We start from the raw sequence: 22,390 nt of genomic DNA, 5'->3' as shown, positions 1-22,390 counted from the left end.
AGATCGAGTAGACCGCCGCGAAACGTGAAACTCGCGCTCGGCTGCTAGCGTGGGCGGCGGACCAACAACCACACGGGAGCGCACAACGAGTGCGCTGAGAGGACGGCTGACCGGCCGTCGACCGTAGAACCTGTCCGGGTAATGCCGGCGTAGGGAGATGCGTAATGAGTGCTTTTGTCGATCCCACCGTCACCACCGGCCCGATCGCCGGTAGCACGAAGATCTATCGCGACGGCGTTCCGTTTCGCCGGGTCGGCCTCTCGAACGACGAACATCTGGACCTCTATGACACCTCGGGTCCCTACACCGACGCCGACGCGGTGATCGACCTGCACGCCGGGCTACCCGGGCGGCCGGGCGTAGTCGCAGACCGCGGCACCCAACTGCAGCGGGCCCGCGCCGGTGAGATCACCGCCGAGATGGCCTTCATCGCGGTCAGGGAGGGCGTCGACGCCGAACTCGTGCGCGACGAGGTGGCGCGCGGCCGGGCGGTGATCCCGGCCAATCACCGCCACCCGGAGAGCGAGCCGATGATCATCGGCAAGGCCTTCGCGGTGAAAGTCAATGCCAATATCGGCAATTCGGCGGTCACCTCGTCGATCGCCGAGGAAGTCGACAAGATGGTGTGGGCCACCCGGTGGGGCGCCGACACCATCATGGACCTGTCCACCGGCGCCGACATCCACACCACCCGGGAGTGGATCCTGCGCAACTCCCCTGTTCCGGTCGGCACGGTGCCGATGTACCAGGCGCTGGAGAAGGTCAACGGCGACCCGACCCGGATGACGTGGGAGATCTACCGCGACACCGTGATCGAGCAGTGCGAGCAGGGCGTCGACTATATGACCGTGCACGCCGGCGTGCTGTTGCGTCACATCCCGCTGACGGTCAAGCGCGTCACCGGGATCGTCAGTCGCGGCGGCGCGATCATGGCCGCCTGGTGCCTGGCTCATCATCAAGAATCGTTCCTGTACACCAACTTTGACGAACTCTGCACGATCCTCGCCCGCTACGATGTCACGTTCTCACTGGGTGACGGCTTGCGTCCGGGTTCGATCGCCGATGCCAACGATGCGGCTCAATTCGCCGAGCTGGCCACCCTCGGCGAGCTGACGAAGGTCGCGAAAGCCGCTGGGGTGCAGGTGATGATCGAAGGCCCCGGCCATGTGCCGATGCACAAGATCGTCGAGAACGTGCGACTCGAGGAGGAGCTGTGCGAGGAGGCGCCGTTCTACACACTGGGTCCGCTGGCCACCGACATCGCACCGGGCTATGACCACATCACGTCGGCGATCGGGGCGGCGATCATCGCCCAGGCCGGCACCGCGATGCTGTGTTACGTGACGCCGAAAGAGCACCTCGGCCTGCCCAACCGCAAGGACGTCAAGGACGGCGTGATCGCCTACAAGATCGCCGCCCACTCCGCCGACTTGGCCAAGGGCCACCCCCGTGCGCAGGAGCGCGACGATGCGCTCTCGCGGGCCCGGTTCGACTTCCGCTGGCACGACCAGTTCGCGCTGTCGCTGGACCCCGACACCGCCCGCGAGTTCCACGACGAGACACTGCCCGCCGAGCCCGCCAAGACCGCACACTTCTGCTCGATGTGCGGGCCGAAGTTCTGCTCGATGCGCATCACGCAGGACATTCGCGACGCCATGGACACCAAATCCGAGGAGTTCGCCGCACACGGCAACCGGGTGTACATCCCTCTGGAAAACTCAGTGCCGTGAATTTGCTCCCCCTGACCCCGCCGGGCCGGACGCCACTGCGGGTCATGACCATCGCCGGCTCCGACTCCGGTGGCGGCGCGGGTATCCAGGCCGACATGCGCACCTTCGCCCTACTCGGGTTGCACTCGCTGGTCGCCGTGACTGCCGTGACTGTACAGAACTCATTGGGCGTCAAGGGTTTTCACGAAATTCCGACGGACGTGATCGCCGGCCAGATCTCGGCGGTGGTCACCGACATCGGCGTGCAGGCCGCCAAGACCGGCATGCTGGCCTCCTCGCAGATCATTGAAACGGTGGCGGGCACATGGCGTGACCTCGGCCTGGCGGGCACCACGCCGTTTGTCGTCGACCCGGTCTGTGCCTCGATGCACGGCGACCCGCTGCTGCACCCGTCGGCACTGGAGACCCTGCGCAGCCAGCTCTTCCCGCTGGCCAGTCTGGTCACCCCCAATCTCGACGAGGTCCGACTGCTGGTGGGTATCGACGTCGTCGACGAGCAGACCCAGCGCGATGCCGCCAAGGCGCTGCACGCACTGGGCCCGCAGTGGGCGCTGGTCAAGGGGGGCCATCTGCGCGGGTCGACGCACAGCCCGGACCTGCTGTACGACGGCACCGACTTCCACGAGTTCGACGCCCCGCGGGTGGAGACCGGCCACGACCACGGTGCGGGTGACACGCTGGGGGCGGCCACCGTGTGCGCCCTGGCTCACGGGTACTCGATGCCCGACGCCGTCGCGTTCGGCAAGGCGTGGGTCACCGAGTGCCTGCGCGCGGCGTATCCGCTTGGCAGCGGCCACGGGCCGGTGTCGGCGCTGTGGCGGCTGCAGTCATGACCGACCTCGACGAGATCGCCGGCGTCGCACATGAACCGGACGGCGCCCCGGCCGGCGTAGTGGTACTGACCCACGGTGCCGGCGGCAGCCGGGAGTCGCCCCTGCTGATCAGGATCTGCGACGAGTGGGCCTCCCGCGGTTGGCTCGCGATCCGCTACAACCTGCCCTACCGCAGGCGCCGCCCGAAGGGTCCGCCGTCGGGGTCGGCGGGCGGCGACCGGGACGGGATCGTCGATGCGCTCACGCTGGCCCGGTCAATGGCCGCGGGTCCGCTTCTGGCCGGCGGGCATTCCTACGGGGGTCGGCAGACGTCGATGGTCGTCGCCGAGCATCCCGGCCTCGTCGGCGTGTTGACCCCGTTCTCCTACCCCCTGCACCCGCCCGGCAAGCCAGACCGGTTGCGCACCGAACACTTCGGCGCCATCACCGTGCCGACGGTGTTCACGCACGGCACCGCCGATCCGTTCGGCACCATCGACGAACTCCGCGAGGCGGCCACGCTCGTTCCCGCGCCGGTGTCGATTGTCGAAGTCACCGGCGCCCGCCACGACCTCGGCTCCACGAAGCTAGACGTGCCCACCCTCGCCGTCGACGCCGCGCTGGCGGCACTGTCCTGAGCGCAGCTCGACGCGGTGAGCAACGTCGGCCGAGACGACATCAGTCCCAGGAATTAGGGTCCAACGGCGTATCTTACTGGCGAGTAAGATACGGTATTCTGTTCCCATGCCAACGCAGTACGACGCGATCATCGTGGGCGCCGGTTTCGGAGGAATCGGCGCGGCGATCGAGCTCAAGCGCCTCGGATTCGACAACTTCGCCATTCTGGATCGCGAGGACGATCTGGGCGGCACCTGGTACGTCAACCACTATCCCGGGCTGACCGTCGACGTCCCCACCACCACGTATTCGTATTTCTTCGAGCCCAACCCGAACTGGGACCGGCTGTTCTCCACCGGGGCCGAGATCAAGCAGTACGCCGACAACGTCGCGGACAAGTACGACGTGCGTCGCCACATCCGGTTCAACACGACCGTCGAGAGCGCCCGCTGGGACGAAGAAGACAACGTGTGGCGGGTCACGGTCGCCGACGGTGACACCCTGGCGGCGCGGTACCTGATCACCGCGACGGGCTTCCTCTCGCAACCGCGCACCCCCGAGATCCCGGGCATCGACACCTTCGAAGGCAAGATCGTCCACACCGCGGCGTGGGACGACAGTTACGACGCGACCAACCGCAAGATCGGCATCATCGGCACCGGCGCCACCGCGGTCCAGCTCATCCCCGAATTGGCCCGCGACGCAGCCGATCTCACCGTTTATCAACGCACGGCCATTTATGTCGTGCCCAAGTTCGACATCAAGTTCTCCGCCAGGGCCAAGCGGCTGTTCGCCCGCGTGCCGCTGAGCCAACGCATCATTCGCGCCGTCACCGACTTCGTCTACGAGGTGCTGGTCGACTGGGGCATTCTGCATTACAGCCGTTTCCCGCTGGGTAACCGCGCCGCGGCCTACCTCTCCAAGGTGTGGCGCTTCGCCGTCATCCGGGACAAGGAACTGCGGCGCAAGCTCACCCCGGACTACGCCTTCGGCTGCAAACGGCCGACGTTCTCCAACAAGTTCTATCGGGCATTCACCCGACCGAATGTGTACCTGCAGTCCAGCGGGATCGACCACATCGAGGCCGACGGGATCGTCGCCAACGACGGCACCAAGTCCGTCATCGACACCCTGGTGCTGGCAACAGGTTTCGATCTCTGGGAAGCCAATTTCCCGGCCATCGAGGTGATCGGTCGCGACGGCCGCAATCTCGGGAAGTGGTGGCGCGAAACCCGATTCCAGGCCTATCAAGGCGTATCGGTTCCGTACTTCCCCAACTTCTTGAGCCTGGCCAGTCCGTACGCGTTCCTCGGCTTGAACTTCTTCAACTCGATGGAATATCAGATGCGGCACATGGACCGGCTGTTCGGCGAACTGAAGCAACGGGGGGCAACCACGTTCGAGATCACCGAAGAAGCCAACTCCCGCTATCTGGACGAGATGACCGAGCTGCTCGGCACCTCTTTGTTCACCCTCGGCAATTGCGCGACGGCGCGGTCGTACTATTTCAATCCCAGTGGTGAGGCGACGCTGTTGCGGCCGATGACTACGCACGAGGCACTACGCGAAGCGTCGACGTACCCGCTCTCCGACTACCACATCAGTTGACCTGTGAGAGGACGTCGATGTCAGCAGAGCCGTTGATCAAAGCGACCGGGTTGGTTGTGGCCGCCACCGGGCTGTCGCACTTCGTGCGCCCGGAGCTGTTCGAATCCGCCACCATGTCGGCGTTTCCGGACAATACGTTGCAGCACACCTACATCGACGGCGGCATCGAGACGGCGATCGGGCTGGCCCTGATCGCACCCAAGACTCGCAAGCTCGCGGTGGCCGGATTGCTGGCCTACGGCGCCTATCTGGGTGCCAACATCGTCCGCAACCGCTGACACTCGAGATCACAGTTCCGACAAGATTTACAGCCCCGTCAGATATTTCGCTTACATTGATCGGGCACGGCGACGCGTATGTCGTTGGTTTGTGAGGATGCCACGCGAAATGGGTCGGGGGACCGTGCCGGACCGGCTTGGGCGCGGGCGACCGCTCCCTCGCCGGTCCGCATTCATGTTCAGCGCCTAGCATCCCGGCCGTGAGCACGCTCCAACGCCGTTTGGGCATCACCGACGCCGTGATCATCGGGCTCGGCTCGATGGTCGGGGCCGGCATCTTCGTCGCGCTGGCGCCCGCCGCCGCGGCGGCAGGATCCTGGCTGCTGGTCGGGCTGGCGGTTGCCGCCGTGGTCGCCTACTGCAACGCCAACTCGTCCGCGCGGCTGGCGGCCCGCTACCCCCAATCAGGCGGCACCTACGTCTACGGGCGGGAACGGCTCGGCGACTTCTGGGGCTACCTGGCCGGCTGGAGCTTCGTGGTCGGCAAGACCGCCTCGTGTGCGGCGATGGCACTGACCGTCGGCTTCTACGTATGGCCCGCCTACGCCCACGCGGTGGCCGTCGCCGCGGTGGCGGCGCTGACGGCGGTGAACTATCGCGGTGTCCAGAAATCGGCGCTGCTGACCCGCGTCATCGTCGCCGTCGTGCTGGCGGTGCTCGCCGCCGTCGTGGTGATCGTGGCCGCCTCGGGACGCGGGGACGTCGACCAGTTGCGGCTCGGCCACGGCACGGTGCTCGGGGTGCTGCAGGCGGCCGGTCTGCTGTTCTTCGCGTTCGCCGGCTATGCGCGGATCGCCACCCTCGGTGAGGAGGTCCGCGATCCGGCCCGGACCATCCCACGGGCCATCCCCATGGCACTCGGGCTCGCTCTGGTCATCTACGCGGCCGTTGCGGTCACGGTGCTCACGACTCTGGGTCCGGAGCGATTGGCAACAGCCGCAGCACCATTGGCGGACGCGGTACGCGTTGCCGGGGCGGCCGGCTTCGAGCCGGTGGTGCGGATCTGCGCCGCGGTGGCGGCGCTGGGCTCCCTGCTGTCGCTTATTCTCGGGGTGTCGAGAACCACCGTGGCGATGGCGCGCGATCATCACCTGCCCGGCGGGCTGGCCACCGTGCATCCGCGGTTCGGCGTTCCGCACCGCGCCGAGGTGGCCGTCGGGGTGGTGGTCGCGGTGCTCGCCGCGGTCGCAGATGTCCGTGGGGTGATCGGCTTTTCGTCGTTCGCGGTGCTGGTGTACTACGCGGTCGCGAACGCATCCGCCTGGACGTTGGGGCGCCGCATCATTCCCGCGGTCGGGCTGGTCGGCTGCGTGGTGCTCTCGGTTGCACTGCCACTTCCGACCGTGCTGTCCGGGGCGGGGGTGCTCGTCCTTGGCGCCGTCATCTACGCGGTTCGGCGGTTACGGTATGACCGTGATTCCCATGACCTGGACACCGGTGGAAAGCCGGGCTGACCAGAACTTTGTCGTCGCCCCGCATGAGCGGTTGAGCTGGCCGCGCACCCTCGGTATCGGCGCCCAGCACGTGGTCGCCATGTTCGGCGCCACGTTTCTGGTTCCGGTGCTCACCGGGTTCCCGCCGGCCACCACGCTTCTGTTCTCCGGTATCGGGACACTGCTGTTCCTGGTGATCACCGGCAACCGGCTGCCCAGCTATCTCGGCTCCAGCTTCTCGGTGATCGCGCCGGTGACCGCCGCGGTGGCGTCACACGGCGCCGGCAGTGCGCTGGGCGGGCTGATCGCGGTCGGGGTGCTGTTGATCGTGATCGGTCTGGCCGTGCACCTGGCCGGCACCCGCTGGATCGACATCGCGCTGCCGCCGGTCGTCACGGGCGCCATCGTCGCGCTGATCGGATTCAACCTGGCACCGGCCGCCAAGACGAACTTCGAGAAGGGCCCACTGGTCGGCATCGTCACGCTGGTGCTGCTGGTGGCGGCGCTGGCGTTCTTCCGCGGCATCATCGGACGGCTGGCGATCTTCCTGGCCGTGGTCGCCGGGTATCTGTTGGCGCTGGTCCTCGGCCAAGTGGACAGCGCGGGGATCGCGGCGGCCGGGTGGATCGGACTTCCGGAGTTCCAGACGCCGACGCTGAACCTCTCGGTCCTGCCGATGTTCCTGCCCGCGGTGATCGCACTGATCGCCGAGAACATCGGGCACGTGAAATCGGTGGGTCAGATGACCGGGGTCGACACCGACCCGCTGACCGGGCGCGCGCTGGCGGCGGACGGCGTCGCGACCGTGCTGGCCGGTTTCGGCGGCGGCTCGGCCACCACCACCTATGCCGAGAACATCGGCGTGATGGCGGCCACCCGGGTGTACTCCACGGCCGCCTATTGGGTGGCCGGTGTGACCGCGATCCTGTTGGCGTTGTGTCCCAAGGTCGGAGCGACGATCTCGGCGATCCCGCCCGGCGTGCTCGGCGGTGCGACGATCGTGCTCTACGGTCTGGTCGGCGTGCTGGGTGTGCGGATCTGGCTGACCAATCGGGTGGACTTCAGCCTGCCGATCAACCAGATGACCGCCGCGATCGCACTGATCATCGGCATCGCCGACTTCACCTGGAAGATCGGCAATCTCACGTTCACCGGCATTGCGCTCGGCTCGATCGCCGCGCTCGTCATCTACCACGGCATGCGGGCGTTGGGGGTGCTGCGCGGCGGACCGGCGTAACCCATATCGAATCTGTGCTCACGGCAGCGAGATTGCGCTCAGATCGCAATTTCGGCTGGAATGACGATCTGAGCGCAATCTCGACGACGGGCTACGACACCAAACCCGCGTGCCGAGTGCGGTCCTCCCGAATGGGAATACCGTTGCGGCCCTCGATGTCCTGGGCGTAGAGCCCGACCGAGAACACGACTCCCCCGCCGAGGATGCCCAGCGCGGCCTTGTCGATGTGATCGATGGTGTCGGTTGCCTTGTGATAGTTCGGATCGAACGGCGCGTCGGCAGTACCACCCCACAGCTTCTGCTGGTCGGCGGTCTTGTTCTCCTCGGCCCCGGAGAACAGCCCACCGGAGGGAATGCCGGCCTTGGTGAACGCGTCGTAATCCGACCGGCCGTCGAAAGACGTGTCCTGGGCGGTCTTTCCTGTCGACTTCAGATAGGCGACCAAGGTCCGCTCGATACCGGCGGACCCCTCGGGCACGCGCGGAGCCCGCTCCCCGCGCCCGGGGGCGGTGGACTGGTCACCGTCGTAGGTGAAGAAGCCGGGGTTGGGCGAGCCGATCATGTCGTAATTCAAATACAGCGCAATATCCTTGAGCTGATCCACATTCAGCGACTCGATGTACTTGTTGGATCCGATGGTCCCGAGCTCCTCGGCACCCCAGAACGCGAATCGCACAGCATTTTTCACGTCGGGATTGGGGCCGAGTTGCGCCGCGGTCTCCAGCACAGCGGCCACCCCGGAGCCGTTGTCGTTGATGCCGGGTCCCTCGGGAACGCTGTCCAGGTGGGCGCCGGTCATGATCACGTCAGTGGTCGATCCGGTCTTGGTCTGCGCGATGACGTTGCGCGCGTTGACCACTTGCGTGGTGGCCTCGAGCTTGAGCATCGTCGGCCCGGGATTGGCACGCAGCCGCGCGCCGTCGGCCTTGCTCACACCGACCACCGGGATCTTGACGTCGGTCGTCTCTCCGAGGGTGGCCCCCATCGCCGGCTCGTCGACGTTGTCGGCGACCACCATCGCGATCGCACCGAGCTTGGCCGCGATGGCCTGCTTATCGGAGAACGGACAACTACCCCGGTCGACGAGTACCACCGCTCCCTGGACGGCAAGGCCGTCGTAGTCGGCCGGCGCGCAGCCCGGTGTGTCGCTCGCAGGGGCGGCGACCAATGGCCCGGTGATGCCCTGCGGCGGGGTGGAGAGGCTGAACTCCGCGGCCTGCGCGGTGACGGTGTCGCCACCGACTCGCAACTCCGGCTTACCGGCTTTGAACACCTTGGCCTGGAACTCCGGGGTCTGGACGTCGAACCCCTTCGAGCGCAGCACGCCGGCCACATAGTCGACGCTGGCATCGAAGCCGGGGGTGCCCACCGCCCTGGTGCCGTTGTTGGCGTTGGCGATGTCCTGAAGCTTCTGCAGGTGGGCCATCATCGCGTCGGTGGTGACCCGCTGGCGGAGCTCGTCGGCGAACTGCGCAGCGGCCTTGGCCGGGGCTGCCGGTTGGCCGGAGTCGGCCGGCCGGTTGCATCCCGCCACCGCGACGACTGCGACCGACAGCGCGACGGCCAGGTGTCTGTACTTCATCGCGCCCAGGGTACGTATCGGCGAACGCGCAGATTCGGGTGGCACCATGTGCCCGATGACCGTCACGTCCCCGCGCCGGCGCCTGGTGACCTCCACCGAGGTGCTGGTCGCCGCATTGGTGGTGTGCGCGCTCGCCGGAACCTGGATGCGTGACGGGGTCGCGGGCGATCCGCGGCTGTCCACCGCCGGGACTGTGTTCGCCGGGGTTTTTCTGCAGGCTGTGCCGTTTCTGGTGCTCGGCGTGGTGATCAGCGGGCTGATCGCCGCGTTCGTGTCCCCGCAGCGGCTGGCCCGGTGGCTGCCCCGCCGCGCGCCCGTGGCTGTGCTGGCCGCGGGCGTGGCCGGCGCGGCGCTGCCGGGGTGCGAGTGTGGCTCGGTCCCGGTGGCCCGGCGCCTGTTCGGCGATGGGGCGACCGGTGCCGCGGCGCTGACGTTCATGCTCAGTGCGCCGGCGACCAATCCGGTGGTGCTGGTGGCCACCGCGGTGGCCTTCCCCGGTCAACCCGAGATGGTGGCCGCCCGCTGCGCCGCATCGTTGGCGACCGCGGTGGTGATGGGAATGTTGTGGTCGCGATGGGGCCGACCGGGCTGGGTCTCCCGCAGGCTGCCCCGCTCCGACGACGCGGATCAATCCCGTTGGGTCGCGTTCAGCGAGGCCGCCCGGCACGACTTCCTGCAGGCCGGCTCCTATCTGGTGATCGGCGCAGCGGCCGCCGCCACGTTGCGCGTCGTGGTGCCGCCGTGGGTGTTCGAGCATGTGGCCGGCCACCTGCTGATCGGCGTGATCACCATGGCGCTGTTGGCGTTCGTGCTGGCACTGTGCTCGGAGGCCGACGCCTTCGTGGCGGCCAGCCTGACCATGGTTCCGCTGGTACCACGGCTGGTGTTCCTGGTGGTCGGGCCGGCAGTCGACGTGAAACTCGTTGCCATGCAAGCCGGATTGTTCGGTCGCAGTTTTGCGCTGCGCTTCGCCCCGGTCACGCTGGTGGTGGCGACGGTACTGGCGACGGCAGTCGGGCTGGTGCTGTTGTGAGGCGCGAAACCGAGAACACGCTGCTTCTGATCGTCGGAATCGCCCTGGTGATGGTCACGGTCACCGGGGCCTACACCCGATACGTAAAGCCGGGAATGCTGCCGTGGCTGGTGATCTCGGCCGCCGTGCTGCTCGGGCTCGCATTGACCGCGATCGTGCGCGACGTCCGCCGCGGCGGTCACCACCCCGAGCACGCCGGTCACCATCACCGCAACGGCATCGTCTGGTTGTTGGTGCTGCCGGTGGTCCTGCTGATCTTCGTGGTGCCACCGGCTTTGAGTGCCCGGGCCGCCGCTCCCGCGACGGTGTCGATCGCGCGGTCGTTCCCGCCGCTGCCGCCAGGGCCTGCGCCGTCGTTGTCACTGCCCGAGGTGTTGATGCGGGTGGCGGTCGGCAAGGTCGGCGGCCTGGATGCCCACCCGATCACCACGACCGGTTTCACGATGCGCGACGGCGATCGCGTCGACTTGGCCAAGATCGTGATCGTCTGTTGTGCCGCCGACGCTCAACTGGCCCGCCTTCATCTGTCCGGCCCGGCGGCGCAGGCCGCGGCGGCGATGCCGGAGAACACCTGGCTTCGGGTGGTGGGGACGGCCCCGCCGGGCCAAACCTATTCCGGCACAGCGTCGATACCCACCCTCGATGTGGTCAGTGTGGTGCGGATCGACCCACCCGCCAACACCTACGGCTGACGCACCCTCGCGACGATCAAATCGGCGACCGCGCGCATGCCGGCGGCGTTGGGATGCCACGGCTTCGGACGCCATGGCAGTAAGGACCCGGCGCCCACTGTCCACGGTTCGGCCGACCAGGGGTGGTGGTCGCGGCTCATTTCCGCGGCGTGGATCACCTCGCAGCCCGTGGCCGACGCGGCTTCGAAGGTCTGGTCGGCCAATCGCGTTGCGATGTGGCGACCCAGGTCGACAACGTCGTCTGGCAGCGGTGGCGCCGGCATTCCCGCGGGAGGCAGCAGGGTCAGGTAATCCACGAACATGATGCGCGCCCGCGGCGATCGCTCCCGCAGCACCCGACCCACTTCACGCAGCGATGCACCCACCTGGTTCAGCGCCGCACCCCGGGCGGTGGGGTCGCGGAGTTCATCCAGTCGGGCACCGAGCACCGGAATCTTGTGCAGGACCGGCGGGAGCGTCGCCGCGAACAGCAAAGGGACATAGCCGACGTCGTTACCACCGATCGTGACGGTCACCAGTTCTTCCGAACCGTCGAGGGCATCGATCTGCGGTGGCGCACCACGCTGACGATCGCGCAGCACGTGCGCGGTGGTGGCGCCGGAGTAGGTGACGTCAACCAGATCCAGGCCCAACAGTTCGGCGGTCACATGTGGGTAGTTGCGGGCCGATCGCCCGGCCGGGATCGGTGAACCAGCCGCCCTGGGACGTATCCCAGGGCCGGCCGCCATCGAACTACCCAGAGCCACATAACGACTCATCTAGGCCAGACTCGGGCTCGACGCCTGTGCCCAGAACCGCTTGGGGATGCGCCCTGCATGCCGGGCCAGCAGGCCCGCGGTCACAGCGGCCGACATCGCGGCGGCCATCGCAGGCGGATCCGCGGCCCGCGTCACGGCGCTGGCCAGAAGGACTGCATCACAACCCAATTCCATTGCGAGCGCGGCATCACTTGCGGTGCCGATTCCGGCGTCGAGGATCACCGGTACACCGGCGGCGGCGACGATCATCTCGATGTTGTGCGGATTGGAGATGCCCAGCCCGGTTCCGATCGGCGAGCCCAGCGGCATCACCGCCGCGCATCCGGTGTCCTCGAGCCGACGGGCAAGTACCGGATCGTCATTGGTGTACGGCAATACCACGAACCCGTCGTCCACCAATTGCTCTGCCGCGCGGACCAATTCGACAGCATCGGGCAAGAGGGTGCGCTCGTCGGCGATCACCTCGAGCTTGATCCAATTGGTGCCCAGCGCCTCGCGGGCCAGCTGTGCGGTCAGCACGGCCTCGGCCGCGCCGCGGCAGCCCGCGGTGTTGGGCAGTGGGGTGATCTCGAGGCGGGCAAGCAGATCCAGGACACCGGTGCCGCCCTCGGCGTCCACCCGGCGCATCGCAACGGTGGTCAGCTCGGTGCCGGAGGCCACCAATGCCTCTTCCAGCACGGTCAGGTTCGGCGCGCCGCCGGTGCCGAGGATCAGCCGCGAGCCGAACGTACGGCCGGCGATCGTTAGTTGTTCAACCACCTTGCACCGCCGTCACCACCTCGACCCGGGCCCCCTCGGGCACCGTCGAATCCCATTGTGAACGAGGCAGAACCGACCAGTTCACGGCGACCGCAATGCCGCGGTCGGGAAACCCGAGCGTGTCCAGCAGCCCCGAGACGGTGGTGCCGTCGTCGACTTCCAGTTCCTCGTCGTTGACCATCAGCTTCACGCGTGTGCTCCCATCAACTCTGCGGCGATGCGCTGCGCGGTCCAGGGCGCCAACAGGAATCCGGACCGGCCGTGCCCGGTGGCCACCAGGGTGCGCTCGTCGAGCCGGCCGACGATCGGCATGTTGTCCGGGGTCATCGGCCGCAAACCGGCCGCGCACTCGGCCAGCTCGTATTCGCCGAGCGCCGGGATCACCTCGCACGCGTCGTCGAGCAACTCGCGCACCCCGGCCACCGACGGCGCGGTGTCGCGGCCGTGCTCGTACTGGGTGGCACCGACCACCACCCCGTCGGCACGGGGCACCAGGTAGACCGAGCGGCCGTGCACCCGGGCCCGAACCACGCGCTGCGGCACCGGCATACAGCCGCGCCGCCAGCGCAGCCGCAGCACTTCGCCCTTCACCGGCCGCACCGGCAGGCCGGGCCACAGTGCGGGCGCGTCGATGCCGTTGGCGATCACCACCGTGGCGACACCGCGGCGGGCGTCGTCGAGGCGCTCCACCGGTGCCGCCCACTGCACCCCGAGCTGCTCACAGTGCGCCTCCAGGGCAGCCACCAGTTTGCGATTGTCCACCGCCAGCTCGTCGGAGGCGAGGAAACCGTGGCGAATGCCTTGGGCCAGAAGCGGTTCGGTGTCACGGGCGGTGGTCGTCTCGGTGACCGGATGGCCCTGGGCCGACAGCCAGTCCGCGACGGTCCGCAGATCGGCCGCATCAGCCCGGTCCACACCGACCACCAGCGACTCGCGCGCGGTGACGACCTCGGCAGGCAGACCGTCGAGGAAGCCGTCATGCCACAGTCGCAGCGACTCCAACCCCAGCGCCAGCAGTTGCTCCTCGCCGGGCCAGCCTTCGCTGTGCGGGGTCAGCATGCCGCCGGCCACCCACGACGCCCCCCAGAGGGCGGTCCGGTGCACCCGCACCGCGAGCCCGTCGAGCAGGGCGCGCCGTGCCACCGCGAGTCCGATGACACCGCCCCCGATGACGGCCAGAGAATCCTTCGACATATCCCTTTCGCTTCCTTCGCCGGCATGACCCGGATCAGGTGGTGACGGTCTGGAGCCTTGCGCTCCACTCTCAGCCCCGCGCCGGGGCTCCCGTGCCGATCCTCCACGCTAGCCGCTACCGTCGCGGTGTGCACGAACCTCACTCCAGGCTGGCGACCGCACGGCTGTATCTGTGCACCGACGCCCGCCGCGAACGCGGTGACCTGGCCGAGTTCGCCGACGCGGCGCTGGCCGGCGGCGTCGACATCATCCAGCTTCGCGACAAGGGTTCACCCGGTGAGCAACGGTTCGGGCCGCTGGAGGCCCGCGACGAGCTGGCAGCACTGGACATCCTGGCCGAGGCCGCCCACGCGCACGGCGCGCTGGTGGCGGTCAACGACCGCGCCGACATCGCCCGCGCGGCGCGCGCCGACATCCTGCACCTGGGTCAGGACGACCTGCCGCTGGCCGTGGCCCGCGACGTCGCCCCGCAAGCCCTGATCGGACGCTCCACCCATCAGGGCGGCGAGGCCGCTCGCGCGCTCGCCGAGGACGTCGACTATTTCTGCGTCGGCCCGTGCTGGCCGACGCCGACAAAACCGGGCCGGCCCGCGCCCGGCCTGGATCTGGTGCGGGACGTCGCGGCCATGGGATCGGCCAAGCCGTGGTTCGCGATCGGCGGGATCGACGAGACGCGTCTGCCGGAGGTGCTCGGCGCCGGCGCGACCCGAATTGTGGTGGTGCGGGCGATCACCGGGGCTGACGACCCGAAGGCCGCCGCCGAGCGACTACGGGCAGCACTCGACCAACCCGCTCCGGTCGACTAGCTGACTTCGGCGGCCGCCGAGGTGCACCAAGCGAACACACCGGCCCGGATCTCCACGGTGTGCGGCACCGGCTGCAGGCATTCATCGTGCTCGTGGGCGCTGAGCATGGTCGTGATGCGTAAGCGTTCCCAGCTGGCGGCGAACCCGGGGTGCAGCGGCAGCTCGATCACCTCGTCCTCGGCCACCCAGCGCAATTCGGAGCTCTCCCGGTTCGCGACTGTGCTGAGCAGTTCGGGGGCGTCGGCGACGACGGTGGTGTAACTCCACTGCGCGCCCCCGGCTCCGACGACCTCCGCCGTCACTACGGTCGCGCGGACCTGGACGTGCTCGGCCAGCAGGCCGGCCTCCTCGTGGGCCTCGCGCACCGCGGCCTGCTCGGGGGTCTCGTGGCTGTCACGGGCGCCGCCGGGCAGCGCCCAGGTGCCGCCCTGATGACTCCACGGGGCCCGATGCTGAAGCAGCACGGCGGGGGTACCGTCGGCGCGAGGCGCCCGCAGCAACAACCCCGCGGCGCCGTGCCGTCCCCAATAGGGCGTGCCGGTATCCGACACCACCCAACCGTCGCCGTCCCCGCGCACGCGTTCAGGATAAGCACGCCACGCCGGACTTAGGTCGGTCGATCCCGCCCCATCCGTCACAGCACCTCTTAGGATTGTCTCAGAAAGCGTGCCGGGCCTCCCGGCAAAGGGCAGCAGTGGATCCGGACAACACGGAATGAGGTCCGCGAACGTGACCGTTGAGCTGGCGCACCCGTCGACCGAGCCGTTGGGCCAGCGGTCGACCGTGCCGCCCGCTCACCCCCGCTGGTGGTTCGCCCGCACCACGCCCGGGCGCATCCTCACCCTCGGCGTCATCCTCGCCACGCTCGGGATCCTCAGCGCATTCGCCACCTCGACGACGATCACCGACCGGCAAACGCAGCTGACCACCGTCCTCAACCACACCGAGCCGCTGTCCTTCGCTGCCGGCCAGCTCTACACCACGCTCTCGGTGGCCGACGCCGCCGCGGCGACCGCGTTCATCGCCGGCTCCGAGCCGCGCGCTGTCCGGCAGCGCTACGAGCAGGCCATCACCGATGCGGCTGTGGCGGTGACCCGCGCATCCAGCGGACTGACCGACGAGCCCCTTGTGCAGTTGCTTGGCCGGATCAACGCGCAACTGGCCGTGTACACCGGACTGATCGAAACCGCCCGCACCAATAACCGGATGGGCAATCCGGTCGGCTCGTCGTATCTCTCGGAGGCCTCGGCCCTGATGCAGCAGCAGATCCTGCCGGACGCGCAGCGGCTGTACGAGCAGACCTCCGCGCGGGTCGACGCCGAGACCACCGCCTCCACCCGAGTCCCGGCGCCGGTGATCATGGTGGTCGCCGTGACGCTGTTGTTCGGGGCGTTCGGTCACCGGTGGCTGGCCGATCGAACCAAACGCCGGGTGAATGTCGGTCTGATCGCCGGTGGCCTGGCGATCGTGGTGATGATCATCTGGGTGGGCTCGGCGCTGCTCATCTCCACCGCAGGCAGCCGGGCTGCGAAGAACACCGCAGCCGAGTCCCTGAAAACGGTGACTAGCCTGGCGATCACCGCCCAGCAGGCGCGCGCCGACGAGACGCTGTCGCTGATCCGGCGGGGAGACGAAGACGTCCGCAAGCGCTCCTACTATCAACGCGTCGAAGCCATGCACACACAGCTCACCGAATACCTCGCCCGCAAGGACGCCATCGCCAAGGACGACCTGGCCGATGCCGACAGCTTGCTGACCAAGTGGCGCCAGGCCGACGAGCGGATCAACGCCTACATCTCGGTCGGCAACTACCAAGCTGCGACCCAGGTGGCGTTGGGCACCGGAGAGGACGACTCGACACCGGCGTTCGACAAGCTCGACGCGGCGCTCTCGAGCGGTATCCGGCAGAGCCGCAACCAACTGCGCAACGACATCCTGTCGGCTCGCCGGGTGCTGTCGGGCACCACCGTCGGCGGAGTGGTGCTCTCGGTCGGCGCGGCGGTGTCAGTGGCGCTCGGCCTGTGGCCTCGGCTCAGCGAGTACCGCTGATGAGCGCCCGCGCGAAGACCAGACAACCGCTGATGCGGATGCGCCGACTGCTCTGCATCGCGATCGCCGCGGCGACCGTGCTCAGCGGCTGCGGCAAAACAGAGTTCATCGGGGCGCCTCCGGTACCGACGCTGGCCCCACCGACGCCGGCCGGGATGCAGGAGCTCGCGCCGGAACCGCCGCTGCGTCCCGACCCGTCGGAGAACTCCTGTGACCGCACCGCCAGTCTGCGGCCCTTCCCCACCAAGGCCGAGGCCAACGCGGCGGTTGCCGGGATCCGCGCCCGCGGCCGGCTGATCGTCGGGCTCGACGTCGGCAGCAACCTGTTCTCCTTCCGCGATCCGATCACCGGCGAGATCACCGGGTTCGACGTCGACATCGCCGGCGAGGTGGCTCGCGACATCTTCGGCACGCCGTCGGCCGTCGAGTACCGAATCCTGTCGTCGGCCGACCGGATCACGGCGCTGCAGAACAACACCGTCGACATCGTGGTCAAGACCATGACCATCACCTGTGAGCGCCGCAAGCAGGTGAACTTCTCGACCGCGTATTTCATGGCCTACCAACGCATTCTGGCTCCACGCGAGTCGGCCATCTCGCAGGCCTCCGACCTGTCCGGACGCCGGGTGTGTGTCGGCAGCGGAACCACGTCGCTGGACCGGGTGCGTGAGATCGCGCCACCTCCGATCATCGTGACCGTGGTGAGCTGGGCAGACTGCCTGGTCGCGTTGCAGCAACGCGAGGTCGACGCGGTCAGCACCGACGACTCCATCCTGGCGGGCCTGGTGGCCCAGGATCCGTATCTGCACATCATCGGACCGAACATGGCTCAGGAGCCGTACGGCATCGGGATCAATCTGGCCAACACCGGGCTGGTGCGATTCGTCAACGGGACCTTGGAGCGGATCCGCCGGGACGGCACGTGGAACACGCTGTACCGCAAGTGGTTGACAGTACTGGGACCAGCGCCCGCTCCCCCGACGCCGAGGTACCTGGACTGATGGCCGCCGCCTCCGATCAGCCAGACGTCGACGTGGGAACACAGCCCGCGTCGTTCGACGACTTCGCCATGGACTCGGCCTCGACGGTGCGGCCGATGGCCACCCAGGCAATCTATCGGCCGCAGTTCGAGGACGACGACGACTCGATCGGCAGTGTGGGCACCGAACCCGAGGCCATGCATCATCCCACCGTGGCACGCAAGCTGTCGCCGACCCGGCGTCTCGGCGGCGGCCTGGTGGAGATTCCCCGGTATCCCGAGATCGACCCGCTCAAGGCGTTGATGGTCAATCCCGTTGTCGCCGAGGCGAAGCGGTTCTGCTGGAACTGCGGTCGTCCGGTGGGCCGCTCGACCGAAGACAGTGAGGCGCCGTCGGAGGGTTGGTGTCCGCACTGCAACAGCCCGTATTCATTTGTGCCCCAGCTTGTTCCCGGGGACATGGTCGCCGACCAATACGAGATCAAGGGATGCGTGGCGCACGGCGGCCTGGGTTGGGTGTACTTGGCCGTCGACCACAACGTGAACGAACGGCCGGTGGTGCTCAAGGGCCTCGTGCATTCCGGGGACGCCGAGGCGCAGGCCATCGCGATGGCCGAGCGCCAATTCCTGGCCGAGGTGGTCCACCCGTCGATCGTCAAGATCTTCAACTTCGTCGAGCATCCCGACTCCCACGGCGAGCCCGTCGGCTACATCGTGATGGAGTACGTCGGTGGAAAGTCGCTGAAAGTGCCCAAGGGCGAGAAGCTTCCGGTGTCCGAAGCCATCGCCTACGTACTGGAGATCCTGCCGGCGCTGGGGTATCTGCATTCGATCGGCCTGTGCTACAACGACCTCAAGCCGGAGAACGTGATGGTCACCGAAGAGCAGCTCAAGCTGATCGACCTCGGCGCGGTGTCGCGGATCAACTCGTTCGGTTACCTCTACGGCACGCCCGGCTATCAGGCACCCGAGATCGTTCGTACCGGACCGACCGTCGCCAGCGACATCTACACGGTGGGCCGCACCCTGGCAGCATTGACGCTGAACCTGCGAACCCGCAAGGGCCGCTACGTCGATGGTCTGCCCGAAGACGACCCGGTGCTCAAGAAGTACGACTCGTTCGCGCGGCTGTTGCGCCGGGCGATCGACCCGGATCCGCGCCGCCGGTTCGCCAGCGCCGAGGAGATGTCGTCACAGCTGCTGGGTGTCCTGCGTGAGGTGGTCGCCGAGGACACCGGTGTGCCGCGGCCCGGCTTGTCGAACGTCTTCACCCGAACCCGGGCGGCGTTCGGGGTCGAGCTGCTGGTGGCGCACACCGATGTGTACCTCGACGGGCTGGCCCATGCCGAGAAGCTGACCGCCGCCGAAATCGTCACCGCCCTGCCGGTTCCCCTGGTGGATCCCACCGACATCGCCGCGACGGTGCTGTCCGCGACGGTGTTGTCGCAGCCGGTTCAGACGCTGGACTCGCTGCGCGCAGCCCGACACGGCGTACTCGACTCCGAAGGGGTCGACCTCACGGAGTCGATCGAACTGCCACTGATGGAGGTGCGGGCGCTGCTCGACCTCGGCGATGTCGCGAAGGCCAACCGCAAGCTCGACGACCTGGCCGAGCGGGTGGGCTGGCGCTGGCGGCTGATCTGGTTCAAGGCCGTGTCCGAGCTACTCACCGGCGACTACGATTCGGCGACAAAGCATTTCACCGAGGTTCTGGACATCTTCCCGGGCGAGCTCGCGCCCAAGCTGGCGTTGGCGGCAACAGCCGAGCTGGCCGCCACCTCCGACGAGCTGCCGTTCTACCGGACTGTCTGGCATACCGACAACAACTCCATCTCGGCCGCGTTCGGCCTGGCGCGAGCGCTCTCCGTGGAGGGCGATCGCGAAGCGGCGGTCCGAACGCTCGACGAAGTCCCGGCTGCATCAAGGCATTTCACGACAGCCCGGTTGACCAGCGCGGTGACGCTACTGTCCGGGCGGTCAGCCCATGAGCTGTCCGAAGAGCAAATTCGCGACGCCGCGCACCGAGTGGAGGCGCTGCCCGATTCCGAACCGCGCGTGCTGCAGATCCGCGCACTGGTGTTGGGCACGGCAATGGACTGGATGAGCGGGAACACCGCCAGCACCAACCATATTCTCGGTTTCCCGTTCACCGAGCACGGTCTGCGCCTGGGTGTTGAGGCGTCACTGCGTAGCCTGGCGCGGGTGGCGACCAGTCAGGCGCACCGCTACGCGCTGGTCGACATGGCCAACAACGTCCGGCCAACCAGCACGTTCTAGCGCGAGAAGCGATCGCGCAGCACGGGGTCGTTCTCCCACCACAGCGTCGACGGCCCGTCCGCGGTCGCCTCGTCGAGTTCGGCGTCGGCCCGCTTGGCCTTCCGACGCTCGTCGGTCCCGAGCTGACGCATCAGCGCCACCATGAACGGAATGCTCAGCACATCGCCGAGGATCCACAGGATGCCCGCGCCGATGGACTGGTCGGTCCGTAGGCTTGGTCCCCAATCACGCTGCAGCGCAGCGTAGTAGTCGACGGCAATGAGCGGTCCGAGCCAGAGCACGATGCCGAGCAGACCATCGGCCAAGGACTCCACGACACTGATGCCGATGGACAGCAGCGGGGAGAACCGTCGCGGCACCGGATCGACCTGCATCCGGGTGTAGTAGTACCCGAACCCGACGAGCACCAGCAGCACTCGAGTTACCGCCGCCAATGGTCCGGTCATCGAGGCGACGTACCAGGGCGTCAGGTACAGCAGCCACGGTGTGGCCAGCATGGCGGCTGATGTGGTCAGCGGCGACAGCGCCACCCGCATGACTCTCGAACTCAGCACGCGGTCCACGACCCGTCGCACAGGCGTCGAGAGCGCGCACAACCACGCCACCGGGCGCGCTGATGCCAGCAGAAACGGTGCGACGAACAACAGCAGCACCACCTGCAACGCGCGGACCCAGAACAGCAGCGGCGCGTAGTGGCCGATGGGGCCGAACGTGGTCAACGCCCACACGGTAAAGCCCAGCACCAAACATGACCAGCGAACCACAGCTGCTCAGGCTAAACCGGTCAGCTGAGGATCGACTGTGCGCTCAGCGGCGCGCAACGCGCCGGGCATCGCACAGGACGCACACTCGACGCCCTCACCCCACGGTCGGCGCCAGCCGCGCGGCGAGCTGGGCGAACGTGTCGATCCAACCGCTGTGGAACGATTCGAATTCACTGGTCGGCAGCAGCGAGTGCTCGATCGACATCAACGTCTCGTCCGCACCGACCGGCTCGAACGTCACGTCGACGATGCTCACCTGAGAGGGATCCTCCCAATTCGAGTTGCTCCAGGTGAACCGCAGTAACCGCGGGCGGTCGATGGTCAGGAACTGCCCGCTGATGAGCACCCTGGTGCCCGCATCGTCGACGTCGAAGCGCACCGTTCCGCCGACGCGAGGCTCGACGGTGACCTCGATGACGCGCACCGGGTTCGGGCACATCCATTCCTGCAGCGCTTCCGGATCGAGCCACTCGTCGAACACCACCGCGGGCAGGGCGGGCATGATGCGCGAAACGACGACGGTCACGGTCCCACTCATCGGTCGTCGGCCTTCTTGCGGCGCAGCCGTGCGGCCAGCGCATCAGCGCGGGTCGACCAGAACCGGGTTTGCTCCTCGATCCAATGTTGGGCAGCCGTAAGCCCTTCCGGGCGCAACGATACCCAGTGTTCGCGGCCGCGGACTTCCCGCTGGATCAAGCCGGCCGACTCCAGCACCCCGACGTGGCGCGACACTCCGGCGAACGTCATCGGCAGTGGGGCGGCAAGGTCGGTGATCCGCGCATCACCCTGTCGCAACACCTCGATCAGGTGGCGGCGTGTCGGGTCGGCCAGGGCGGCATAGGCCCGGTCCAAGACTTGATCTTCAACCATCTTGTTGACTATAGCCACTCACCGTGGTTCGCTGGAGTCAGATACTCAACTCATTTGTTGAATGATTCGCAAGGAGCAACCGTGCAGATGCCCGACGTCGTGTCGGCACCCGAGTGGGAAGCCGCCCGCACCCAAATGCTGGAAAAGGAAAAGGAATTGACGCGCGCCCGCGACGAACTGGCCGCACTGCGCAGGCGCATGCCATGGACACCGGTCGAGAAGAACTACGCGTTCGACGGGCCGGACGGCACGATCAGCCTGCTCGAGCTGTTCGACGGCAGGAGACAACTGATCGTCTACCGCGCCTTCCTCGATCCAGGTGTCCACGGTTGGCCCGACCATGGGTGCGTCGGATGCTCGTTGATGGCAGACCACATCGGTAACCTCGCCCATCTCAACGCCCGCGACACCACGCTGGTCTACGCATCACGGGGCGCACAGGCCGACATCACGCGGATCAAGGCCCGGATGGGCTGGGACATCCCGTGGTACACGATGCAGGCCGGCCAGGACAACGCCTTCGACGTCGACTTCGGAGTCGATCAATGGCACGGCACCAACGCGTTTATCCGCGACGACGACCAGATCTACCGCACATATTTCATCGACAGTCGCGGTGATGAAATCTTCGTCAACACATGGCATTTCCTCGACATGACCGCACTGGGCCGCCAGGAGACCTGGGAAGACTCACCCCCGGGCTATCCGCAGAGCAAGCCCTATGAATGGTGGGCCTGGCACGACCACTATCCAGAGCACACCGCGTCGCGGTGGTTCGGCGACCCGAACCCGGACGACCCGCGCGACCCGCGGCCGGCGAGCTAGACCACTGACCAACCGCTCCCACTTCGGCGGCACGAACTGCAACCAATCCCACGACTGCGCGCGAACCCGGGCCGCAGTGGCTACGT

General features: G+C 67.6%; 22 protein-coding genes, 1 pseudogene and 2 riboswitches. Of the genes and pseudogenes, 14 read left to right on the top strand and 9 right to left on the bottom strand.

Annotated features, from left to right (window positions below; all coding sequences use genetic code 11):
- Nucleotides 1–62 precede the first annotated feature (62 nt).
- A riboswitch (TPP riboswitch) is annotated at nt 63–173 on the top strand.
- From thiC to Y900_RS15765, 7 genes are all read left to right on the top strand, one after another.
- Nucleotides 165–1,730, top strand: coding sequence for a phosphomethylpyrimidine synthase ThiC (gene thiC / locus Y900_RS15795; protein ID WP_036343088.1), 1,566 nt, complete (start codon nt 165–167; stop codon nt 1,728–1,730). It overlaps the preceding riboswitch by 9 nt.
- A complete protein-coding gene (gene thiD / locus Y900_RS15790; RefSeq protein WP_036343087.1) occupies nt 1,727–2,563 on the top strand; it encodes a bifunctional hydroxymethylpyrimidine kinase/phosphomethylpyrimidine kinase in 837 nt (278 codons plus the stop codon). Before thiC ends, thiD begins: the two co-directional genes overlap by 4 nt.
- On the top strand, nt 2,560–3,180 hold the full coding sequence (locus Y900_RS15785) for an alpha/beta hydrolase family protein (RefSeq protein WP_036343086.1): 621 nt from the start codon (nt 2,560–2,562) through the stop codon (nt 3,178–3,180). The genes thiD and Y900_RS15785 overlap by 4 nt, the downstream gene beginning before the upstream one ends.
- Before the next feature lie 106 nt (nt 3,181–3,286).
- Nucleotides 3,287–4,768, top strand: coding sequence for a flavin-containing monooxygenase (locus Y900_RS15780; RefSeq protein WP_036343085.1), 1,482 nt, complete (start codon nt 3,287–3,289; stop codon nt 4,766–4,768).
- Nucleotides 4,769–4,785: 17 nt separating this feature from the next.
- The gene (locus Y900_RS15775; RefSeq protein ID WP_036343084.1) at nt 4,786–5,046 is read left to right on the top strand and encodes a DoxX-related protein; all 261 of its coding nucleotides are present in this window, start codon (nt 4,786–4,788) and stop codon (nt 5,044–5,046) included.
- A 191-nt stretch (nt 5,047–5,237) separates the two neighbouring features.
- Nucleotides 5,238–6,500 carry an APC family permease gene (locus tag Y900_RS15770; protein ID WP_051660405.1) on the top strand — a complete coding sequence of 421 codons (1,263 nt, stop codon included), beginning with the start codon at nt 5,238–5,240 and terminating at the stop codon, nt 6,498–6,500.
- The gene (locus Y900_RS15765; protein ID WP_036343083.1) at nt 6,454–7,716 is read left to right on the top strand and encodes a uracil-xanthine permease family protein; all 1,263 of its coding nucleotides are present in this window, start codon (nt 6,454–6,456) and stop codon (nt 7,714–7,716) included. Before Y900_RS15770 ends, Y900_RS15765 begins: the two co-directional genes overlap by 47 nt.
- Nucleotides 7,717–7,807: 91 nt before the next feature.
- On the opposite strand, the gene Y900_RS15760 is transcribed toward Y900_RS15765, so the two are convergent.
- Entirely contained in the window at nt 7,808–9,298 is a 1,491-nt protein-coding gene (locus Y900_RS15760) for a M28 family metallopeptidase (protein ID WP_036346929.1), read from the bottom strand.
- A gap of 55 nt (nt 9,299–9,353) precedes the next feature.
- Here Y900_RS15760 and Y900_RS15755 point away from each other — a divergent pair, with 55 nt between their 5' ends.
- Together Y900_RS15755 and Y900_RS15750 are read left to right on the top strand one after the other, a co-directional pair.
- Nucleotides 9,354–10,331, top strand: a complete 978-nt coding sequence (locus Y900_RS15755; RefSeq protein WP_036343082.1) for a permease — start codon at nt 9,354–9,356, stop codon at nt 10,329–10,331.
- The gene (locus tag Y900_RS15750; protein WP_036343081.1) at nt 10,328–11,023 is read left to right on the top strand and encodes a TIGR03943 family putative permease subunit; all 696 of its coding nucleotides are present in this window, start codon (nt 10,328–10,330) and stop codon (nt 11,021–11,023) included. Before Y900_RS15755 ends, Y900_RS15750 begins: the two co-directional genes overlap by 4 nt.
- Here Y900_RS15750 and Y900_RS15745 read toward each other — a convergent pair.
- The 4 genes from Y900_RS15745 to thiO all read right to left on the bottom strand — a co-directional run bounded on the left by Y900_RS15745 (nt 11,014) and on the right by thiO (nt 13,734).
- Nucleotides 11,014–11,781, bottom strand: a complete 768-nt coding sequence (locus Y900_RS15745; RefSeq protein ID WP_036343080.1) for an SGNH/GDSL hydrolase family protein — start codon at nt 11,779–11,781, stop codon at nt 11,014–11,016. The genes Y900_RS15750 and Y900_RS15745 overlap by 10 nt on opposite strands.
- Nucleotides 11,782–12,540 (bottom strand): thiazole synthase, encoded by a 759-nt coding sequence (gene thiG, locus Y900_RS15740; RefSeq protein ID WP_036343079.1) that lies wholly within the window; start codon nt 12,538–12,540, stop codon nt 11,782–11,784.
- On the bottom strand, nt 12,533–12,730 hold the full coding sequence (thiS, locus tag Y900_RS15735; RefSeq protein WP_036343078.1) for a sulfur carrier protein ThiS: 198 nt from the start codon (nt 12,728–12,730) through the stop codon (nt 12,533–12,535). The genes thiG and thiS overlap by 8 nt, the downstream gene beginning before the upstream one ends.
- The gene (thiO, locus tag Y900_RS15730; RefSeq protein ID WP_036343077.1) at nt 12,727–13,734 is read right to left on the bottom strand and encodes a glycine oxidase ThiO; all 1,008 of its coding nucleotides are present in this window, start codon (nt 13,732–13,734) and stop codon (nt 12,727–12,729) included. The genes thiS and thiO overlap by 4 nt, the downstream gene beginning before the upstream one ends.
- Nucleotides 13,729–13,838: riboswitch (TPP riboswitch) on the bottom strand. Its footprint overlaps the gene before it by 6 nt.
- Before the next feature lie 24 nt (nt 13,839–13,862).
- On the opposite strand from thiO, the gene thiE reads away from it, so the two are divergent.
- Complete coding sequence (thiE, locus tag Y900_RS15725; RefSeq protein WP_036343076.1) at nt 13,863–14,540, top strand: thiamine phosphate synthase; 678 nt, start codon at nt 13,863–13,865, stop codon at nt 14,538–14,540.
- On the opposite strand, the gene Y900_RS15720 is transcribed toward thiE, so the two are convergent.
- On the bottom strand, nt 14,537–15,118 hold the full coding sequence (locus Y900_RS15720; RefSeq protein WP_051660089.1) for an NUDIX hydrolase: 582 nt from the start codon (nt 15,116–15,118) through the stop codon (nt 14,537–14,539). The genes thiE and Y900_RS15720 overlap by 4 nt on opposite strands.
- A 151-nt stretch (nt 15,119–15,269) precedes the next feature.
- Here Y900_RS15720 and glnX point away from each other — a divergent pair, with 151 nt between their 5' ends.
- The 3 genes from glnX to Y900_RS15705 are packed head-to-tail and all read left to right on the top strand — an operon-like array spanning nt 15,270 to nt 19,845.
- Complete coding sequence (gene glnX, locus Y900_RS15715) at nt 15,270–16,589, top strand: protein kinase G-activating protein GlnX (protein WP_036343075.1); 1,320 nt, start codon at nt 15,270–15,272, stop codon at nt 16,587–16,589.
- A gap of 32 nt (nt 16,590–16,621) precedes the next feature.
- Entirely contained in the window at nt 16,622–17,590 is a 969-nt protein-coding gene (locus Y900_RS15710; protein ID WP_192827585.1) for a glutamate ABC transporter substrate-binding protein, read from the top strand.
- Nucleotides 17,590–19,845, top strand: coding sequence for a serine/threonine-protein kinase PknG (locus tag Y900_RS15705; RefSeq protein ID WP_036343074.1), 2,256 nt, complete (start codon nt 17,590–17,592; stop codon nt 19,843–19,845). The genes Y900_RS15710 and Y900_RS15705 overlap by 1 nt, the downstream gene beginning before the upstream one ends.
- Here Y900_RS15705 and Y900_RS15700 read toward each other — a convergent pair.
- From Y900_RS15700 to Y900_RS15690, 3 genes and pseudogenes are all read right to left on the bottom strand, one after another.
- A pseudogene (locus Y900_RS15700) lies at nt 19,842–20,597 on the bottom strand (cytochrome c oxidase assembly protein); the annotation flags it as partial. The gene Y900_RS15705 and the pseudogene Y900_RS15700 overlap by 4 nt on opposite strands.
- A 106-nt stretch (nt 20,598–20,703) precedes the next feature.
- Nucleotides 20,704–21,147: an SRPBCC family protein gene (locus tag Y900_RS15695; RefSeq protein ID WP_036343073.1), complete on the bottom strand. Its 444-nt coding sequence runs from the start codon at nt 21,145–21,147 to the stop codon at nt 20,704–20,706.
- Nucleotides 21,144–21,479, bottom strand: a complete 336-nt coding sequence (locus tag Y900_RS15690) for an ArsR/SmtB family transcription factor (protein ID WP_036343072.1) — start codon at nt 21,477–21,479, stop codon at nt 21,144–21,146. Before Y900_RS15690 ends, Y900_RS15695 begins: the two co-directional genes overlap by 4 nt.
- Nucleotides 21,480–21,566: 87 nt before the next feature.
- Between Y900_RS15690 and Y900_RS15685 the strand changes: the two genes are divergently transcribed.
- A complete protein-coding gene (locus Y900_RS15685; protein WP_420329823.1) occupies nt 21,567–22,304 on the top strand; it encodes a DUF899 domain-containing protein in 738 nt (245 codons plus the stop codon).
- Nucleotides 22,305–22,390: the final 86 nt, after the last annotated feature.

This window comes from Mycolicibacterium aromaticivorans JS19b1 = JCM 16368 (assembly GCF_000559085.1).
In the GTDB taxonomy this organism is placed as follows: domain Bacteria; phylum Actinomycetota; class Actinomycetes; order Mycobacteriales; family Mycobacteriaceae; genus Mycobacterium; species Mycobacterium aromaticivorans.
Note: the sequence above shows the minus strand (reverse complement) of the source record. Positions and strands in the feature narration are given on the sequence as shown.

Excerpts from the sequence above, each read along its gene's own strand:
- thiC (WP_036343088.1), top strand. The coding sequence starts at position 165 with ATGAGTGCTTTTGTCGATCCCACCGTCACCACCGGCCCGATCGCCGGT.
- Y900_RS15685 (WP_420329823.1), top strand. The coding sequence starts at position 21,567 with ATGCCCGACGTCGTGTCGGCACCCGAGTGGGAAGCCGCCCGCACCCAA.
- Y900_RS15745 (WP_036343080.1), bottom strand. The coding sequence starts at position 11,781 with ATGAGTCGTTATGTGGCTCTGGGTAGTTCGATGGCGGCCGGCCCTGGG.
- Y900_RS15705 (WP_036343074.1), top strand. The coding sequence starts at position 17,590 with ATGGCCGCCGCCTCCGATCAGCCAGACGTCGACGTGGGAACACAGCCC.
- Y900_RS15760 (WP_036346929.1), bottom strand. The coding sequence starts at position 9,298 with ATGAAGTACAGACACCTGGCCGTCGCGCTGTCGGTCGCAGTCGTCGCG.
- Y900_RS15755 (WP_036343082.1), top strand. The coding sequence starts at position 9,354 with ATGACCGTCACGTCCCCGCGCCGGCGCCTGGTGACCTCCACCGAGGTG.
- Y900_RS15780 (WP_036343085.1), top strand. The coding sequence starts at position 3,287 with ATGCCAACGCAGTACGACGCGATCATCGTGGGCGCCGGTTTCGGAGGA.
- Y900_RS15785 (WP_036343086.1), top strand. The coding sequence starts at position 2,560 with ATGACCGACCTCGACGAGATCGCCGGCGTCGCACATGAACCGGACGGC.
- Y900_RS15775 (WP_036343084.1), top strand. The coding sequence starts at position 4,786 with ATGTCAGCAGAGCCGTTGATCAAAGCGACCGGGTTGGTTGTGGCCGCC.
- Y900_RS15765 (WP_036343083.1), top strand. The coding sequence starts at position 6,454 with ATGACCGTGATTCCCATGACCTGGACACCGGTGGAAAGCCGGGCTGAC.
- Y900_RS15695 (WP_036343073.1), bottom strand. The coding sequence starts at position 21,147 with ATGAGTGGGACCGTGACCGTCGTCGTTTCGCGCATCATGCCCGCCCTG.
- Y900_RS15710 (WP_192827585.1), top strand. The coding sequence starts at position 16,622 with ATGCGGATGCGCCGACTGCTCTGCATCGCGATCGCCGCGGCGACCGTG.
- Y900_RS15690 (WP_036343072.1), bottom strand. The coding sequence starts at position 21,479 with ATGGTTGAAGATCAAGTCTTGGACCGGGCCTATGCCGCCCTGGCCGAC.
- thiO (WP_036343077.1), bottom strand. The coding sequence starts at position 13,734 with ATGTCGAAGGATTCTCTGGCCGTCATCGGGGGCGGTGTCATCGGACTC.